Source organism: Halovulum marinum, assembly GCF_009697225.1.
Taxonomy (GTDB): Bacteria; Pseudomonadota; Alphaproteobacteria; order Rhodobacterales; family Rhodobacteraceae; genus Halovulum; species Halovulum marinum.
The window spans coordinates 589,560-606,579 of the sequence record NZ_WIND01000001.1 but is presented as its reverse complement, the minus strand read 5'-3'; the positions used below and the strand labels follow the sequence as shown (position 1 = coordinate 606,579).

The 17,020-nt window shown below is 69.1% G+C and carries 14 protein-coding genes; 7 read left to right on the top strand and 7 right to left on the bottom strand.

Going from position 1 to position 17,020, the window contains the following annotated elements:
* Positions 1 to 30: 30 nt before the first annotated feature.
* Positions 31 to 369, bottom strand: a complete 339-nt coding sequence (locus tag GE300_RS03090; protein ID WP_154444707.1) for a DUF6476 family protein — start codon at positions 367 to 369, stop codon at positions 31 to 33.
* Between GE300_RS03090 and GE300_RS03085 the strand changes: the two genes are divergently transcribed.
* The 3 genes from GE300_RS03085 to GE300_RS03075 all read left to right on the top strand — a co-directional run bounded on the left by GE300_RS03085 (position 368) and on the right by GE300_RS03075 (position 3,462).
* Complete coding sequence (locus tag GE300_RS03085; protein ID WP_154444705.1) at positions 368 to 1,411, top strand: RluA family pseudouridine synthase; 1,044 nt, start codon at positions 368 to 370, stop codon at positions 1,409 to 1,411. The two genes, GE300_RS03090 and GE300_RS03085, sit on opposite strands and share 2 nt — an antisense overlap.
* Before the next feature lie 63 nt (positions 1,412 to 1,474).
* Complete coding sequence (gene rpoH / locus GE300_RS03080; RefSeq protein ID WP_154444704.1) at positions 1,475 to 2,374, top strand: RNA polymerase sigma factor RpoH; 900 nt, start codon at positions 1,475 to 1,477, stop codon at positions 2,372 to 2,374.
* A gap of 116 nt (positions 2,375 to 2,490) precedes the next feature.
* Positions 2,491 to 3,462 (top strand): Gfo/Idh/MocA family protein, encoded by a 972-nt coding sequence (locus GE300_RS03075; RefSeq protein WP_154444703.1) that lies wholly within the window; start codon positions 2,491 to 2,493, stop codon positions 3,460 to 3,462.
* Positions 3,463 to 4,022: 560 nt separating this feature from the next.
* Here the strand turns inward: GE300_RS03075 and GE300_RS03070 are convergent.
* From GE300_RS03070 to GE300_RS03055, 4 genes are read right to left on the bottom strand one after another with little or no spacing between them, the layout of a single operon-like run.
* A complete protein-coding gene (locus GE300_RS03070; RefSeq protein ID WP_154444702.1) occupies positions 4,023 to 5,864 on the bottom strand; it encodes a M3 family oligoendopeptidase in 1,842 nt (613 codons plus the stop codon).
* 23 nt (positions 5,865 to 5,887) lie between these two features.
* Entirely contained in the window at positions 5,888 to 6,262 is a 375-nt protein-coding gene (locus GE300_RS03065) for a hypothetical protein (RefSeq protein ID WP_154444700.1), read from the bottom strand.
* 43 nt (positions 6,263 to 6,305) lie between these two features.
* Positions 6,306 to 7,319, bottom strand: coding sequence for an endonuclease/exonuclease/phosphatase family protein (locus GE300_RS03060; RefSeq protein WP_154444698.1), 1,014 nt, complete (start codon positions 7,317 to 7,319; stop codon positions 6,306 to 6,308).
* A gap of 12 nt (positions 7,320 to 7,331) precedes the next feature.
* Positions 7,332 to 8,021, bottom strand: a complete 690-nt coding sequence (locus GE300_RS03055) for a molecular chaperone DjiA (protein ID WP_154444696.1) — start codon at positions 8,019 to 8,021, stop codon at positions 7,332 to 7,334.
* Between the two features lie 142 nt (positions 8,022 to 8,163).
* Here GE300_RS03055 and GE300_RS03050 point away from each other — a divergent pair, with 142 nt between their 5' ends.
* Genes GE300_RS03050 through GE300_RS03040 form a run of 3 tightly spaced genes read left to right on the top strand, consistent with a single transcriptional unit; the run spans position 8,164 to position 13,084 of the window.
* Positions 8,164 to 11,832 carry a hydantoinase B/oxoprolinase family protein gene (locus GE300_RS03050; protein WP_154444694.1) on the top strand — a complete coding sequence of 1,223 codons (3,669 nt, stop codon included), beginning with the start codon at positions 8,164 to 8,166 and terminating at the stop codon, positions 11,830 to 11,832.
* A 47-nt stretch (positions 11,833 to 11,879) separates the two neighbouring features.
* The gene (locus GE300_RS03045; protein ID WP_154444692.1) at positions 11,880 to 12,635 is read left to right on the top strand and encodes a sulfotransferase family protein; all 756 of its coding nucleotides are present in this window, start codon (positions 11,880 to 11,882) and stop codon (positions 12,633 to 12,635) included.
* Entirely contained in the window at positions 12,632 to 13,084 is a 453-nt protein-coding gene (locus tag GE300_RS03040; RefSeq protein ID WP_154444690.1) for a DUF1810 domain-containing protein, read from the top strand. The genes GE300_RS03045 and GE300_RS03040 overlap by 4 nt, the downstream gene beginning before the upstream one ends.
* A 566-nt stretch (positions 13,085 to 13,650) precedes the next feature.
* Here the strand turns inward: GE300_RS03040 and GE300_RS03035 are convergent.
* Both GE300_RS03035 and GE300_RS03030 read right to left on the bottom strand, forming a co-directional pair.
* Entirely contained in the window at positions 13,651 to 14,592 is a 942-nt protein-coding gene (locus tag GE300_RS03035) for a PDR/VanB family oxidoreductase (RefSeq protein ID WP_154444688.1), read from the bottom strand.
* Between the two features lie 3 nt (positions 14,593 to 14,595).
* Positions 14,596 to 15,924: an NAD(P)/FAD-dependent oxidoreductase gene (locus GE300_RS03030; protein ID WP_233416718.1), complete on the bottom strand. Its 1,329-nt coding sequence runs from the start codon at positions 15,922 to 15,924 to the stop codon at positions 14,596 to 14,598.
* A gap of 126 nt (positions 15,925 to 16,050) precedes the next feature.
* On the opposite strand from GE300_RS03030, the gene GE300_RS03025 reads away from it, so the two are divergent.
* Positions 16,051 to 16,965: a LysR substrate-binding domain-containing protein gene (locus GE300_RS03025; protein ID WP_154444684.1), complete on the top strand. Its 915-nt coding sequence runs from the start codon at positions 16,051 to 16,053 to the stop codon at positions 16,963 to 16,965.
* Positions 16,966 to 17,020 lie beyond the last annotated feature (55 nt).

Sequence of the window (17,020 nt, the reverse complement as noted above, 5' to 3'; positions counted from 1 at the left end):
TATCGCCGCGCGCGAGGGAGTCGGCAAGGGCTAGTCGGGCGTCGCGGTGATCTCGACGCTTTGCCGGATGCTGCCGTCGGGCGCGGCCAGGTGCAGGCGCTGGCCGTCGGGCGTTTCGGTGATCAGCACCAGCCAGTCCGGGTTGCGGGCGAAGCCGGTCAGCCGCTCGCCCGCGGGCAGGGCGATCTGCGCCGGCAGGTCCACGGCGGTCATCCGCGGCGCGCCGAACCCGCCCAGCCGCCAGACCAGCAGTCCGACCACGATCACCATGCCGATCATCATCACCGCGGTCAGCGCCGTCACCAGCAGGCGCAGGCGGCGGATCCGGGGTGGCTCGGGCGGCTCGTCGGGGGTATCAGCGTGCGTCATGGAGGATCCTTCCCGCATCATCCGCGTCACCGTGCCGGCCGACGCGCCGCGTCTGGATAAGGCATTGACCGCCGCGCTGCCAGAGGCGCTGGGCCTGAGCCGCAGCCGCGTGCAGGCGCTGATCGCCGGGGGCGCGGTCACCCGCGGCGGGACGGTGCTGGCCGACGCCAGGACGCGCGTGCGCGCCGGCGAGGCGCTGGTGCTGACCCTGCCCGATCCCGCCCCGGCCGCGGCCGGCCCCGAGGCGATCCCGCTGGCCGTGGTCTACGAGGACGCCGAGCTGATCGTGATCGACAAGCCCGCCGGCATGGTCGTGCATCCGGCGCCGGGCGCTGAAACCGGAACGCTGGTCAATGCGTTGCTTCATCACTGCGGCGACAGTCTGTCGGGCATCGGCGGCGTGGAGCGTCCGGGCATCGTGCACCGGATCGACAAGGACACCTCGGGGCTGCTGGTGGTGGCGAAGACCGACCGCGCCCACGCCGGCCTGGCGGCGCAGTTCGCCGCCCATGAGGTCGAGCGGCGCTACGACGCGATCTGCTGGGGCGTGCCGGACGCGGGCGATCCGCGGCTGGCCGGGCTTGACGGTGTCGGCTTCGAGCCGGGCGGCGTGCTGCGCATCGAGTTGCCGCTGGGACGGCACCGGAGCGACCGCAAGAAGATGGCGGTGCGCGACGGCGGCCGCCGGGCGGTGACCCGGCTGAAGGTGGCCGAGCGGCTGGCCGGCGGCGCCGCGGCGCGGCTGGAATGCCGGCTGGAGACCGGGCGCACGCACCAGATCCGCGTGCACGCCGCGCACATCGGGCATCCGCTGCTGGCAGATCCGGTCTACGGCGGCGCCCGGCGCGGCGCTGCGGCGGCGCTGGAGGAGGACGCGAAGGCGGCGCTTGCCGCGATGCCGGGCCAGGCGCTGCACGCCGCGACGCTGGGCTTCCGGCACCCGGTGAGCGGACAGGGAATGGTCTTCGAAGCGCCTCTTCCCGCGACGATCAACAGTTTGTTGATGGTCTTGCGCGACGGAGAGGGCCTCGTAGGCTCGTAAAGGCTCTTGAACAGCTAGTAAGCAATGCTTACATCGCTGGTCAAGGAAACAGGGATTATGCGAATGAGCAGCTATAGCACACTTCCGGCCCCGTCCCCGGAACAGGGACTGAGCCGTTACATGCAGGAAATCCGGAAGTTCCCGATGCTGGAACCGGAGCAGGAGTACATGCTGGCGAAGGCGTGGGTGGATCATCAGGACACCGACGCCGCGCATCAGCTTGTGACATCGCACCTGCGTCTGGCCGCCAAGATCGCCATGGGCTATCGCGGCTACGGTCTGCCCACCGCCGAGGTCGTGTCCGAGGCCAACGTCGGTCTGATGCAGGCGGTCAAGCGTTTCGATCCGGAAAAGGGCTTCCGCCTGGCGACCTATGCCATGTGGTGGATCCGCGCCGCGATCCAGGAGTACATCCTGCGGTCCTGGAGCCTGGTGAAGATGGGCACCACCGCCGCGCAGAAGAAGCTGTTCTTCAACCTGCGCAAGGCGAAGACCAAGATCGGCGCGCTGGAGGAGGGCGACCTGCGCCCCGAGAACGTCGCCCGCATCGCCGACGAGCTGAACGTGACCGAGGAAGAGGTCATCAGCATGAACCGCCGCCTGTCGGGGGGCGACGCCTCGCTGAACGCGCAGATCAAGGCCGATGGCGAAGGCGCCGCCGAGTGGCAGGACTGGCTGGAGGACGAGGACGCCAACCAGGCCGAGGAATACGCCGAGCGCGACGAGCTGGACAGCCGCCGGGCGCTGATGGACCAGGCGATGGAGACGCTGAACGAGCGCGAGCGCCATGTGCTGACCGAGCGGCGCCTGAAGGAAAACCCGATGACGCTGGAGGAGCTGAGCCAGGTCTACGACGTCAGCCGCGAGCGGATCCGTCAGATCGAGGTCCGCGCCTTCGAGAAGTTGCAGAAGGCGATGAAGGAACTGGCCGTCGAGTCGGGCGTTCTTGTCGAGGCCGACTGACCAGCGGCCGACAATGTGCAGTGCCGGGCGGCGTCGGACCCTGGGGTTCGGCGCCGCTCGCGTTTTCCGCGCCCAGGGGGTAGGTTGTCGCGAAATCTCGGACCAGGGGGGACACAATGGCCGAACGCGTCAGATGGGGCATTCTCAGCGCGGCGAAGATCGCCCGCGAATGGGTGGCGCCCGCCATCCACCTGAGCCAGGCGGGCGAGATCGCGATGATCGCCAGCCGCACGCCGGGCAAGGCCGAGGCGCTGTCCCGGCCCTATGGCGACGTCCGTATCACCGACGACTACGAGGCGATGCTGGCCGACGACGGCATCGACGCGGTCTACATCCCGCTGCCCAACGGCGACCATGTCGAGTGGACGCAGAAGGCGCTGGCGGCGGGCAAGCACGTGCTGTGCGAAAAGCCCATCGCGCTGCGCGCCGAGCAGATCGACACGCTGATCGCCGCCCGCGACGACGCCGGCAAGCTGTGCGCCGAGGCATTCATGGTGCTGCACCACCCGCAATGGCACCGGGTGCATGAGATCCTGGCCAGCGGCGAGATCGGCCCGCTGCGCCATGTGCAGGGCGCGTTCAGCTTCTTCAACGACGACAAGGACAACATCCGCAACATCTCCGGCCTGGGCGGCGGCGCGCTGCGCGACATCGGCGTCTATCCCAGCGTCGTCACCCGCTTCGCCACCGGCGAGGAGCCGGTGCGGATCCGCTCGGAAATCGACTGGGAGGCGGGGATCGACGCCACCGCCCGCGTCTGGGCCGAGTTTCCCAGCTTCAACATGGATTTCTACGTCTCGATGCGGATGGCGCCGCGGCAGCAGATGGTGTTCCACGGCACCAGGGCGACGCTGACGGTGGAAACCCCGTTCAACAGCCATCTCTACGGCGACGACGTGGTGCGCCTGCGGCTCGGCGACCGCCAGGTCACCGAGCGCTTCCCGCAGGCGCTGCACTACGTCCGGCAGATCGACAATTTCAACGCCACCGTGCTGGAGGGGGCGCCGTACCATTGCCCGCTGGAGTTCTCGCGCGGCAACCAGAAGATGATCGACATGATCTACGATGCAGCGGAAGGCGGGAGTTAACCGTCATTTCCACCGATGCGTGTGCCGAATTGTCGCCGGCGCGCAACAGGCGGTGCGTTAACCCTAAATATTGTGGACAAGTTTACGATCATTTCGATAAATGGGGTCCAGATCCCCGGCGCCCTGAGTTTGTAAGTGGGTAATCGGGTACGGTGTGACTGACGAGTGGGTGGTGTGGACGGCCTTTGTTTCAGGCCGGTGTCTGCGCAACCGGGTGTAGTGTAGCGAGTACTGTCCGCCGGCAATGCCCGGCGGTGGGGGCAGCGGTCGGGGGACCGCAGTCCGGGGATCCAAAAAGCGATTCTGGCCCGCCAGCGCAAGCTGGCGGGTTTTTTTGTCCCCGGCCGGAACGCGCGCCTCGACCGCCGGAAGGCGGCCGCACGCGTGGCGGTCCGGCATTGGGCGCCCTGCCCGAGAAGATCCCGAACGTCGCCGGGGCCACGGTCGGGCGGCTGGCCGAGAGGATGGGCGAGACGGGTATCGATCCGAAGTGGCGCTGAGGCGGAGGGTCGTCGCCCGCCGCCTCACGGATCACATCCGGAGGCTCGGCGCCGCGCGGCTCAGTCCTCCATCGCCTCCAGCTCGTCGATGAAGCCCTCGATCATCGACAGGCCCTTGTCCCAGAACGCCGGGTCCGAGGCGTCGAGGCCGAACGGCGCCAGCAGCTCCTTGTGGTGCTTGGAGCCGCCCGCCTTCAGCATCTCGAAGTACTTGTCCTGGAAGTCCGTGCCGTTCTCGGCGTAGACGGCGTAGAGCGCGTTCACCAGCCCGTCGCCGAAGGCGTAGGCGTAGACGTAGAACGGCGAGTGGATGAAGTGCGGCACATAGCTCCAGAAATGCTCGTAGCCGTCCATGAACTCGAAGGCGTCGCCCAGCGAGGCCCTGCTGACCTCCATCCAGTGGGCGTCGATCTGGTCCGGCGTCAGCTCGCCGTCGCGGCGGCCGGCGTGGACGCGGGTCTCGAATTCGTAGAACGAGATCTGCCGCACCACGGTGTTGATCATGTCCTCGACCTTGGACGCCAGCATCGCCTTGCGGGCGTTCTTGCTGGGCGCTTCGGCCAGCATCTTCTGGAAGGTCAGCATCTCGCCGAAGACCGAGGCGGTTTCGGCCAGCGTCAGCGGCGTGGACGACAGCAGCTCGCCCTGATCCGCCGCCAGCACCTGATGCACGCCGTGGCCCAGTTCGTGCGCCAGGGTCATCACGTCGCGCGGCTTGCCCAGGTAGTTGAGCAGGATGTAGGGATGCGCGCTGACCACGGTCGGGTGCGCGAAGGCACCGGGGCTTTTGCCCGGTTTCGCCGCGGCGTCGATCCAGCCCTTCTCGAAGAACGGCTGGGCGATCTCGGCCATGCGCGGATCGAAGCCGGAATAGGCGGTCATCACCGTGTCGCGCGCGGCGTCCCAGTCGAAGACGCGCGGCTCCTCGATCGGCAGCGGTGCGTTGCGGTCCCAGACCTGAAGCTTGTCCAGGCCCAGCCATTTCGCCTTGAGCCGGTAGTAGCGGTGGCTGAGCCGCGGATAGGCGGCGACCACGGCATCGCGCAGCGCCTGCACGACCTCGGGTTCGACGTCGTTCGCCAGGTGGCGGGAGGCTTGCGGCGTGGGCAGCTTGCGCCAGCGGTCCTCGATTTCCTTTTCCTTGGCCAGCGTGTTGGTGATGCGCGCGAACAGCGGCACGTTCTTTCCGAACACCTCGACCAGCGCGCGGGCGCCCTTCTCGCGGGTGGCGCGGTCATGGTCGGACAGCAGGTCGAGCGTCGCCTCCAGCGGCTTTTCCTCGCCGTCGACGGCGAAGCGCAGCCCGGCCATCGTCTCGTCGAACAGGCGCACCCAGGCGCTGGCGCCGACGACGCCCTGATCGTGCAGGAAATGCTCCAGCTCGTCCGACAGCTGGTGCGGCTTCATCTTGCGCAGGCGGTCCAGCACCGGCTTGTAGCGCGCCAGGTCGGCGTTCGCGGCAAGGTGCGCTTCCAGCGTCTGGTCGGGGACGCGGTTCATCTCGAGCGAGAAGAACACCAGCGCGGTGGTCGCCTCGTTCACCTTGCCCTGCATGTCCGACAGGAACTTGCCGCGCACCGGGTCGGTGGTGTCCTGGGCGTGCAGCAGGCCGGCATAGCTCATGATCCGGCCGGCGGTCTCGCTGATCGCCTCGTAGCGGCGGATGCACTGCAGCAGACCGGCGGCGTCCAGCTTGGCGATCCGCCCCTCGTAGTCGGCGGCGAAGCTGGCGCAGTCCGCCGCCAGCCGGTCCAGATCCGCCGTCAGCGCGTCCGAGTCCATGCCCGGATAGAGATCGTCCAGGTTCCATTCGGGCAGATCGCCCAGCTGCGCCGCGCCGGGGTCGGCGGCGTCGAACAGCGGTCGGGGCACGGACAGGCGGAAGGGTGTCGCGTCGGTCATGAAAACTCCGGATATCGGGTGGATCAGAGGTCGATCGATTCGTCTTCGTCGATCAGCCCTTCGGGCAGCGGCGGCGCGTCCTTCTTGCGCCGGATGATGATGTCGCCGTTCGGCAGCACCTCGGGCATCTCGTAGTTGGCCAGCCCGCCGACAGTATCGGCCAGCTTCTGCAACTCGGGCACGATCGCACCCATCAGCCGCTCCATCTCGGGGCCCATTTCTTCCAGAAGCGCGTTCAGCTCGGGCTCGATCTCGTCGACCATGCCGCGCATCGCCTTCTCGGTGCGGTCGACGAACATCTCGAGGATCGAATCCAGCGGCCGCCCGCGGGGTTCGTCCTGCGGGTCGGCGTCCTGCGAAAGCGCCGGCGTGGCAAGGGTCAGCGAAAGGGCAAGCATTAGTGTACGCATGGGCCCAATATGGGGACGGCACCGGCGAAAGTCACCCCAGATCGATGCTCACCGGGAAGTGGTCCGAGGCGGTCAGCAGGGCATCGCGCAGCGGTTCATCGGCATAGATGCGCGGGTCGTCGAACGGGTGCCAGATGCGCCAGCGCGGCCGGTATTCCCGCCGGATCTCGGGGCTGACCATGATGTAGTCCAGCAGCGCGTTGACATAGCGCTGCAGCGGCCGGTGGTAGAAGCGCGCGGTCGACAGCGTCCAGCCCTGCCGCGGGTTCAGCCAGGTCTCGGCGTGCGGATCGTGCAGCAGCGTGCCCGGATCGTCGGGATCGCCCAGCACCACCTCGACCGACGAGCGTCCGAACAGCTTTTCGTAGTGGTCGATGCCGGGGCCGTCGTTCAGATCGCCCAGCACGATCACCGGCAGGTCCGCCGCCAGCATGTCGTCGATCCGCCGCCGCAGCCAGACGCACTGCGCCAGCTGCTTGCGGCGGTTGGCGATCGCCACGCGCAGGAAGTCCGCATCGGAGCGGGTCTTGTGCGGCGCCTTGGACTTGGCGTGCACCCCGATCAGCCGCAGCGGCGCGGCGATGCCGTCGGCGGTCAGCTCCAGCTCCAGCGGCGGTTTCGAGAAGCTGTGCACGTCCGGCTGGTCGTCCACGTCGACGTCCAGCCTGAAGGTGGCGTCGAATCGCGGCGCGTGCGGCGTTTTCATCGGCAGGTGGCGGAGCGTCAGCCGCCCGGGATCGTAGAGCGCCGCGATCTCCTGCATGGTGTGGTTCGGAAAGCCGATCATCGCCCGCGTCTGGCGCAGGCCGTAGGCCGCGGCAAAGCCCTCCAGCGCGGTGACGGTCGAGCGCGTGGTGCCGGTGTCGGGGGCCTCGATGACGACCGTCAGGTCGGCGTCGATCCGCTCCAGCACCCAGGCGATGGCGTCGGCCTGCGCGGCGCGGCTGATCTTGTGGCGGTGCGACGGCTCCTCGTCGGCCAGCAGGCGGTTGGAGTCGTCGAACAGCTCGGCGAACCATTCGATGTTCCAGGTGGCGATGCGCATCTGGGCGTGGCCTCAGGCGTGCTGCGGCCGGCTCTGCCGGATCTCTTCCCAGGCGGCGTTGATCGCCGCCATGCGGCGGGTGGCGAGCTTCAGCGCCTCTTCCGGCACCCCGCGCGAGACCAGACGGTCGGGGTGGGTTTCGGCCACCAGGTGCCGCCACTGCACGCGGATCTCCTTCATCGGGGTGTCGGGGGCGACGCCCAGCACCGTGTAGGGATCGGGATCGGCGTCGGGCACATGGCGCGCGCGCAGGGCGCGGAACGTCAGCTCGTCCAGCCCGAAGGCGGTGGCGACCTTCTCGAGGAACCTGTTCTCGCACTCGTGATAGTCGCCGTCGGCGACGGCAATGTGGAGCAGCCCCTCCATCAGGTTCTCAAGGATCTTCGGGTCGTCCTGGAACATCCGCGCGATGCGCCGGGCATAGACGTCGAACCCGGCCACGTCCTGCCGGGCGAGGTTGAAGACCCGCGCGGCGGCGGCCTCCTCCTCGGGCGGGATGAAGAAGATCTCGCGGAAGGCGCGCACCTCGTCCCGGGTCACCTGGCCGTCCGCCTTCGCCATCTTCGCGCCCAGCGAGATCACCGCGATGGTGAACGCCACCGACCGCTCGGGGGGCGTGCGCATGCGCCCGAACAGCTCGGAGAGGCTTTCGCCGCTCGCGAGGGCCTTGAGTGCTTCAGCGATGCGGCTCCAGATCGACATGGGGCGATTCTATCCGGCGTTGCGGGCGGCTGCCAGCCCGGCGGCAATCGGTCACGGTATTGTATTTCCATCCGGCGGGGCGCGATTGCAGCGCCCTTCCGGAGGCCCTAACAACAGGGGCGGCGAACAAGGGAGCGCGGGCATGGCCGAGACCTCGGGGCGGTGGGATTTCTGGATCGATCGCGGCGGCACCTTCACCGACGTGGTGGCGCGCGCCCCCGACGGGGCGCTTCTGACCGGCAAGTACCTGTCCGAGAACCCCGAGGTCTATGCCGACGCGGCGCTGCACGGCATCCGGCAGTTTCTGGGCCTGGAACCCGATGCGCGAATCCCGCTGGACAGCGTCGGCGCGGTCAAGATGGGCACGACCGTCGCCACCAACGCCCTGCTGGAGCGCACGGGCGCGCCGGTGGTCCTGGTGACCACGCGCGGGCTGGGCGATCAGCTGCGGCTGGGCTACCAGCACCGGCCGCGGCTGTTCGACCGGCACATCGTGCTGCCCGAGATGCTGTACGAGCGGGTGATCGAGGCCGACGAGCGGGTGCGCGCCGACGGCACCGTCGAGGTGCCGCTGGACGGCCAGCGCCTGCGCGCCGAACTGCAGGCCGCCCATGACGCCGGGATCGAGGCCTGCGCCATCGTCTTCGTCCACGGCTACCGCCATCGCGCGCACGAGGCCGAGGCCGGCCGCATCGCGCGGCAGATCGGCTTTGCCCAGGTCAGCGTCAGCCACGAGGTCAGCCCGCTGATGAAGATGGTCAGCCGGGGCGACACCACGGTCGTCGACGCGTACCTGTCGCCGATCCTGCGGCGCTACATCGACCGGGTGGCGGCGGCGTTCGACGGGGATCCGGCCGGCAAGCTGATGTTCATGCAGTCCTCGGGCGGGCTGACCGACGCGCAGCTGTTCCAGGGCAAGGACGCGATCCTGTCCGGGCCGGCGGGCGGCGTCGTCGGCGCGGTGCGCACCAGCGGCATCGCCGGCGAGGACCGGATCATCGGCTTCGACATGGGCGGAACCTCGACCGACGTGTGCCATTACGCGGGCGACTACGAGCGGGTGCTGAACACCGAGGTTGCGGGCGTGCGGATCACCGCGCCGATGATGCACATTCATACGGTCGCCGCCGGGGGCGGCTCGCTGCTGACCTTCGACGGGACGCGGATGCGGGTCGGGCCGGAAAGCGCCGGGGCGAACCCCGGTCCCGCCGCCTATGGCCGCGGCGGGCCGCTGGCGGTGACCGATGCCAACGTGATGACCGGGCGGCTGCGGCCCGAGTTCTTCCCCGAGATCTTCGGCCCCGAGGCCGACCGGCCGCTGGACATCGCCGCCACCCGCGCGAAGTTCGACGAGGTCGCCGCCGAGACCGGCCTGACCCCCGAGGAAACCGCCGAGGGCTTTCTGACCATCGCCGTCGAGAACATGGCCAACGCGGTCAAGAAGATCAGCGTGCAGCGCGGTTACGACGTCTCGGGCTATGCGCTGTGCGTGTTCGGCGGGGCCGGGGCGCAGCACGCCTGCGCCATCGCCGACACGCTGGGCATGACGCGCTGCCTGATCCACCCGTTCGCATCGCTGCTGTCGGCCTACGGCATGGGGCTGGCGGACATCCGCGCCAGCCGGGAACAGGCGGTCGAGGCGACGCTGGACGATCAGGGCCGGCTGCGCGCCGCCGCCGTTCTGGACGGGCTGGGCGCCGCCGTGACCGGCGAGGTCGAGAAGCAGGGGCTGGGCGAGGATGCGATCCGCGTCGCCATGACCGTGCACCTGAAGGTGAAGGGCACCGACACCGCGCTGCCGATCCCGTTCGGCGACCTGGCCGAAATGCGCGCCGAGTTCCAGGCCGCGCACCGCGCCCGCTTCGGTTTCGATCCGGGCGACGCCGAGCTGATCATCGAGGCCGTCAGCGCCGAGGCCGTGGGCGAGACCGGGGCGATGCCCGAGGTCTCGCACGAAACGTCCGAGCGGCCCGAGGATGCCTATCCGACCGCGATGACCGCGCCGGTGTTCATCAACGGCCAGTGGACCGACACCCGCTTCGTGCGGCGCGAGGCCATGCGCCCCGGCGACACGCTGACCGGTCCCGCGGTGCTGGTCGAGCCGCACACCTCGATCCTGGTCTCGCCGGGCTGGCAGGCGCGGATCACCGAGCACGACCACGTCGCCCTGCTGCGCGTCGCGGCGCGCGCGGACGCCTATGCCGTCGGCACCGAGGCCGACCCGGTGATGCTGGAGGTGTTCAACAATCTCTACATGTCCATCGCCGAGCAGATGGGCGCGGTGCTGGAGAACACCGCCGCCAGCGTGACGATCAAGGAGCGGCTGGATTTCAGTTGCGCCGTTTTCGACGCGGCGGGCGATCTGATCGCCAACGCGCCGCACATGCCGGTGCATCTGGGCAGCATGGGCGCCAGCGTGAAGGCGATCATCGCGCAGAACCCGGACATGGTGCCGGGCGACGTGTTCGTGCTGAACGCGCCCTACAACGGCGGCACGCACCTGCCGGACATCACCGTGGTCACGCCGGTCTGGAACGAGGACGGGACCGGGATCCTGTTCTTCACCTCGGCGCGCGGGCACCATACCGACGTGGGCGGGCTGACGCCCGGCTCGATGCCGCCCGACAGCCGGACGATCCACGACGAGGGCGCCTATATCGACAACTGGAAGCTGGTCGATCGCGGCACCTTCCGCGAGGCCGAGACGCGCGAGCTGCTGCTGGGCGCCAGGTACCCGGTGCGCTCCGTCGATATCAACATCGCCGACCTGAAGGCGCAGGTCGCAAGCTGCGAGAAGGGCGCGCAGGAGCTGCGCAAGATGGTCGCCCAGTTCGGTCTGGACGTGGTGCAGGCCTACATGGGCCATGTGCAGGACAACGCCGAGGAATGCGTGCGCCGCGCCATCGCGACGCTGCGGGACGCGACCTGCACCTATCACATGGACCCGGACTACGACGGTCAGGACCGCAAGATCGAGGTGCGGATCAGCGTCGACCACGACGCCCGCTCGGCCACCATCGACTTCACCGGCACCACCGGGCAGCTCAAGACGAACTACAACGCGCCCGAGCCGGTGACGATGGCGGCGGTGCTGTATGTGTTCCGCCTGCTGGTGGCCGACGACATCCCGATGAACGAAGGGGTGATGAAGCCGCTGAAGGTGATCCTGCCGCAGGGCACGATGCTCAGCCCCGCGTATCCGGCGGCGATCATCGCCGGCAACGTCGAGACCAGCCAGGCGGTCACGTCCGCCCTGCTGCTGGCGCTGGGCGTGCAGGCGGCGGCGCAGTCGACGATGAACAACACCACATGGGGCAACGACCGGCATCAGTACTACGAGACGATCTGCGGCGGCTCGGGCGCCGGACGGCTTGCCGACGGCAGCGGGCATCCGGGAACGGGCGGCGTGCACACGCACATGACCAACTCGCGCCTCACCGACCCCGAGGTGCTGGAATGGCGCTTCCCGGTGGTGCTGGACGAGTTCTCGATCCGGCGCGGCTCCGGCGGGCGGGGGCGCTGGCGCGGCGGCGACGGCACCCGGCGCAAGACCCGCTTTCTCGAAGCGATGACGCTGGCGGTGCTGACCGGGCACCGCGTGGTGCCGCCGCCGGGGCTGGAGGCCGGCGGCCCCGGAGCCTGCGGCGTCGGCCGCGTGATCCGCGCCGACGGCAGCGAGCAGGTGCTGCGCTCGGCCGACCGGACCGAACTGGCGCCGGGCGATGTCTACTGGCTGGACACCCCTTCGGGCGGCGGGTACACGCCGGCGCGGCCGAACGACGACCCGAACAACGACTCGGACGGCGGGTAAATTGGCGGTATTCATGGGACGACAGGGGCAAGGAAGGGATCACGCGGATGATCATTAGCCACGCGCATCGGTTTGTGTTCGTGAAGCCGATGAAGGTCGGCGGAAGCAGCATCGAGAACGCGATCTACCCGTTCCTCGAGAACGACGACCTGGTCGGCAACAACGGCCAGCGCAACCTGCGGATCCTGCGCGACCTGGGCCGGACCTGCAAGGTCGAGGCGAAATCCCACGCCGGGGCCGCCGCGCTGGTCGAGCAGTTCCGTCGGCAGATCCTGAAGTACCGCTTCGTCAGCGTGGTCCGCAATCCGTGGGACCGGGCGGTATCACTGTTCTACTGGCATCATCAGGACCTGCGGGAAAGCCCGATCGAGGAGGTCCGGCCGAAATTCCAGACCTGGGTCAAGGCGGGGAATGTCAGCTTCGACCGGGTCGGCTCGCCGTTCTGGGGCGGGTATCCGGCGGTCGACATGATCGTGAAGTACGAGGCCCTGGCCGAGGGCTTTGTCGAGGTTTCCAGGCGTCTGGACCTGCCCGGGGTGATCGACACCAACCAGCACCTGGACAAGGCGGGGCTGCGGCCGTCGGAGTCGCGCGATCTCGGCGCGCTCTACGACGACGAGGCGTGGGCCCTGGTGGACTGCGTCGGCGCCCGCGAGATCCGCATGTTCGGCTACGGCGCGGAGACGCCGCAGGGCAACGACAGGATCCTGTGCGAGTTCGATGCCTTCCCCGTGCGCCGCAAGATCCTGGGCCGCTTCAAGCAGGAGCAGAAGCGCAAGGAGGAACAGCGCACCGCGGCATGACCCAGGCTCCGGAGACGTCGCTCGAACGCTTTGTCGCCGCCCAGGACCGGCACTGGGAGGCGATCCTGGCCGAGTTGCGCGCGGCGCGGAAGGTCAGCCACTGGATGTGGTACGTCTTCCCGCAGCTTCGCGGCCTCGGCCGCTCGGCGACCGCGCAGCACTACGGCATCGCCGGTATCGACGAGGCGCGCGCCTACCTGGCGCATCCGGTGCTGGGGCCGCGGCTGCGCGAATGCGCGGCGCTGCTGCTGCAGGCGGACACGGACGATCCGGAGCAGATCATGGGGCCGGTCGACGCGCAGAAGCTGCGATCGTCGATGACGTTGTTCGACCGGATCGGTGCCGGCACGGACGACAACGGCTGCTTCGGGGCGGTGCTGGCGCGGTTCTACGGCGGCGCCCCCGACCCCCGGACCCTCGCGATGCTGCCGGGTCCGGACCAGGGCTGATCCGGCCGGATTCGTGCAGCCGCGAAGGCGTGATCGACAAAAAATCATGCCCGTGCCCTTGACTCGCCGGTTTCGGATCGCAAATTTTGAATGTATAATACTGCGCTAAGCACGCCGGTGCGCGAACTGGCTCCGACGTGCAGGCGGCGGCAAATCGCCATCCATCCGTCGCCAAACGGTTCTGACTGTAAGAATCGGTAATAAAGTTGAGGATGGCCTTGGGACGTGTGTCGTTCCGGCGGAAGTCGGTCGTGCGCGAGTTGCTGGTGGCCGCATTCCCGCGGCCTCGAGAGTGCGGGGGTCCTGCGCAAGCAGACGATCCCGGACAGGTGCTCCCAGCGGCTTTCGGTCGGCGGCTTTCGCAGCGGCACACTACCCCGATGCTGCTACCCTGGCATCGGCTCACTCGCCGCGAACCACCGTACCCCACCCCTACCTACCGGTAACGGTTCGCGACCCCGGCCCCCGACACCCCACCATGTCGGGGGCTGCTACCGTCGCCGCGCTACCCCGTGGCGACGGTTTTTTTATGCGAACCCGCAAGCAAGCGTGACCCGCCTGCGGCTTTACAGATCAAGCGTCAGGACCGGCGACTTCGCCCGCGAAACGCAGATGCACATGCAGGCGTTGGCCTGCTGCTCTTCTGGCGAGAGCACGCCGTCGCGGTGGTCGATCTCGCCCTCGATCACGTCGACCATGCAGGCGCCGCACAACCCCTCGGAGCAGCCGAACTCGACCGGGTGGCCGGCGCCGCGCAGCACGTCGAGGATCGTCTCGTCCGCCGACACCGGCAACCGCTGCCCGGTCGAGGCGATGCGGATCTCGAACTCCCGCTTCGGGGCGGTGTCGATCGCGGCGGCCGCGGCGAAGCGCTCGAAATGGATCGTGCCGCCGCGCAACTGGCGGCCGGCATCCAGCACCGCGTTCAGCATCGGTTCGGGGCCGCAGCAATAGACGTCGCCGTCGACCGGCATCGAACGCATCAGCGCCGCCAGATCGTACCGGCCGTCGGTATCGTCGCAGTGCAGATGATAGGCGCCGCCCAGGTCGAGCGCCGCAAACGCGCCGTCCAGCGCCGCGTCGGCGCGCGACCGGGTCAGGTAGACGACGCGGAAGTCGGCGCCCTGCAGGCCAAGGTGCCGCGCCATCGCGACGATCGGCGTGGCGCCGATGCCGCCGCCGATCAGCGTGACGTGCTGCCGGCTCTGGCGCAGCACGAAATGGTTGCGCGGGCCGCCTATGCCGACCGCGTCGCCCGGCTGCAGAGCATGCATGGCGCGCGATCCGCCGCGGCCGGCCGGCTCGCGCTTGACGGCGACGGCCAGCCAGCCGCCCTGCGGGTCCCAGTCCCACAGCGAATACTGCCGGATCAGGCCGCCTGGCAGGACGACGTCGATATGCGCGCCCGGCTCCATGCCGCTGAAGCGGCCCTGAACCGGCGCAAAGCGGAAATCGGCGATGTCTGCCGACAGCTGGGTCTTGGCGATCAGGCGGGCGGCGGTCGGCATGGGTCATATCTCCTTTCGGCTTTTCCAGGCTTCGTAGCGCAGGCGTGTCTTCACGCCGAGGCCGACGAACGGGCGGGGCGGGTTGCGGACCGGCTGGCCCGAGACGGCCTGCATGTCGGCCAGAAGGTCGCTGTCGTGGCCGCAGGCGGCTTCGGCCAGCAACCGGCCCGAGATCGTGCCGCGCGCCACACCGACGCCGTTGTGCGTGTTCGAGCCCCAGACCCCCGGCGCCATCTGGCCGAAATAGCTGACCCGGTTGCGCGACAGCGCGCAGACGCCGCCCCAGGTGCTTTCGAACGCCAGGTCGGCCAGCTCCGGCCAGCGCCTCCGCAACGCCAGGCGATGGCTGTCGCGAACACGGTCCAGCGTCCGGTCCGAGGCGCCGAACGCGCCCAGGTAGTCGAACCTGTTGCGCACCAGCAGCCGCCGGTCGCGGGTCATGCGCAGCGTCGTGCCGCCGGCGTCGGCGGGGGTCAGCCCCCAGTCGGTCTGCCCGCCGAAAATCGCCATCTGCGCGTCGTCCAGCGGCGCGCTGAGCGAGGCGAAGGTGGCGATCGGCACCATGCGGTCGCGCAGCCAGCCGAATTCGGAAGTGTAGGCGTTCATCGCCGCGATCACCCGCCCGGCCCGGATCCGGATCGGAACGCCCCGGCGGCGCAGCGAGATCAGGTGGCTGCTGCCTTCGGCCGCGATCGCGGACACCGGGCAACCGTCCAGCACGGTGACGTTGGCCGGCAGGGTCCGCGCCAGTCCACGCACCAGCCGCGCCGGGTTCATCAGGACGCAGCCGGGGGTGTGGATCGCGCCCGCATAATGCCGTGTGCCGGTGATCCGGTGCAGATCCTCGCGCGAGAGCAACCGGTAGGGCTCGTCCAGACTGTCCAGGATGCGCGCGAAGGTCCGCATTCCCTTCAGTCCGGTATCTGCAATGGCCGCCTGCAGCTTGCCGACCGGCGACCAGTCGCAGTCGATCGCGCCGGCCTCGACCTGCCGCTGCAGATCGGCCAGCGCGGCGCGGTTCAGCCGCACGACACGGCGCATGCGCCCGGCGTCGTCGCCGTCCAGGTCGAACTTGTGCGGAAGGTCGATGACGAAGCCGGCGTTGCGCCCCGAGGCGCCCCAGCCGACCGGCATCGCGTCGATCAGCACCACCCGCTTGTCGGGGTTCAACTCGGCCAGGCGGCGGGCGGCGGCGAGGCCGGTGAAGCCCGCGCCCACCACCGCCCAGTCCGCCTGCGCGGGCGCCGGGTCGCTGCCGATCACCGCCAGTTCCGAAGGCGGCATCCAGCCAGAGGGGGTGTCGGCGGGCGGTCGGCGGTGGATCGCGGTCATGGCGGGGCTCATCCGGGTTCGCGTTGCCCCGCTAATGCCCCGGACCGGCCGGCGCCGGCAACGCCACAAAAATTCATCTTGGCGTTAGCCCAACTCACCTGTATTCGGTCACGGGGAGACGACGGGATGTCCAGACGGTTCTACGGCCTGCCACCACTGACGACGCTAGCGGCGTTCGAGTCGGCGGCCCGCAACCTGAGCTTCAAGAACGCCGCGACCGAGCTGAACGTGACGCCGGGCGCCGTCAGCCACCAGATCAAGGCACTGGAGGGCGAGCTTGGCGCGGCGCTGTTCATCCGCCGCCACCGCGGCGTCGAACTGACCGAGGACGGCCACCGGCTGTTCGGGGCGCTGGCCGAAGCCTTCGTGCGCATCTCGCAGAACCTGCGCGACATCCGCCAGCGCAACAGCATCAGCCGGGTGACCCTTGGCGCGACATCGGCGGTTGCCAGCCTGTGGACGGCGCAGCTGCTGGCGGGCTTCTGGCACGAGCACCCGGATATCACCGTCGACCAGCACGTCTCGGACAGCGGCTTCGGCCCGGCCGGCGACATCGACATGTTCATCCGCTACGGCCGCGACGCGAACGCGGCGCTGGACCATCACCCGCTGTTCCGGGACGAGCTGATCCCGGTCGCCGCGCCGACGCTGGCCGCACGCCTGCCCGATCCGGATCTGGCCGAACTGGCGGCCGAGCGGCTGATCTATCTGGATTCCTTCGATCAAAGCTGGACCCGGTGGAGCGACTGGTTCGCCGCCTTGCAGCAGGCGCCGCCGTCGCAGCCGGGGTTGCGCGTCAACAACTACATGATCGCGCTGTACGCAGCGAAGGACGGGCAGGGGGTGGCGCTGGGCTGGCGGCGGCTGATCGACCCGATGCTGCGGCGCGGCGATCTGGCCACTGTCGGCAGGCACAGCGTACCCGCGCCGCGCCGGTTCTACCTGGTGACCCGGCCCGAGGCCGAGCTGTCGCCGGGCGCGCTGCTGCTGCGCGACTGGCTGGTCGCGAACCTGCATGAGTTGAACTCACCCGAAGGTTAGATTTTCCGACGTTGTCCGATCCGCCTGCCGCGCTGATGCTTGGTGTCAGCAGAAC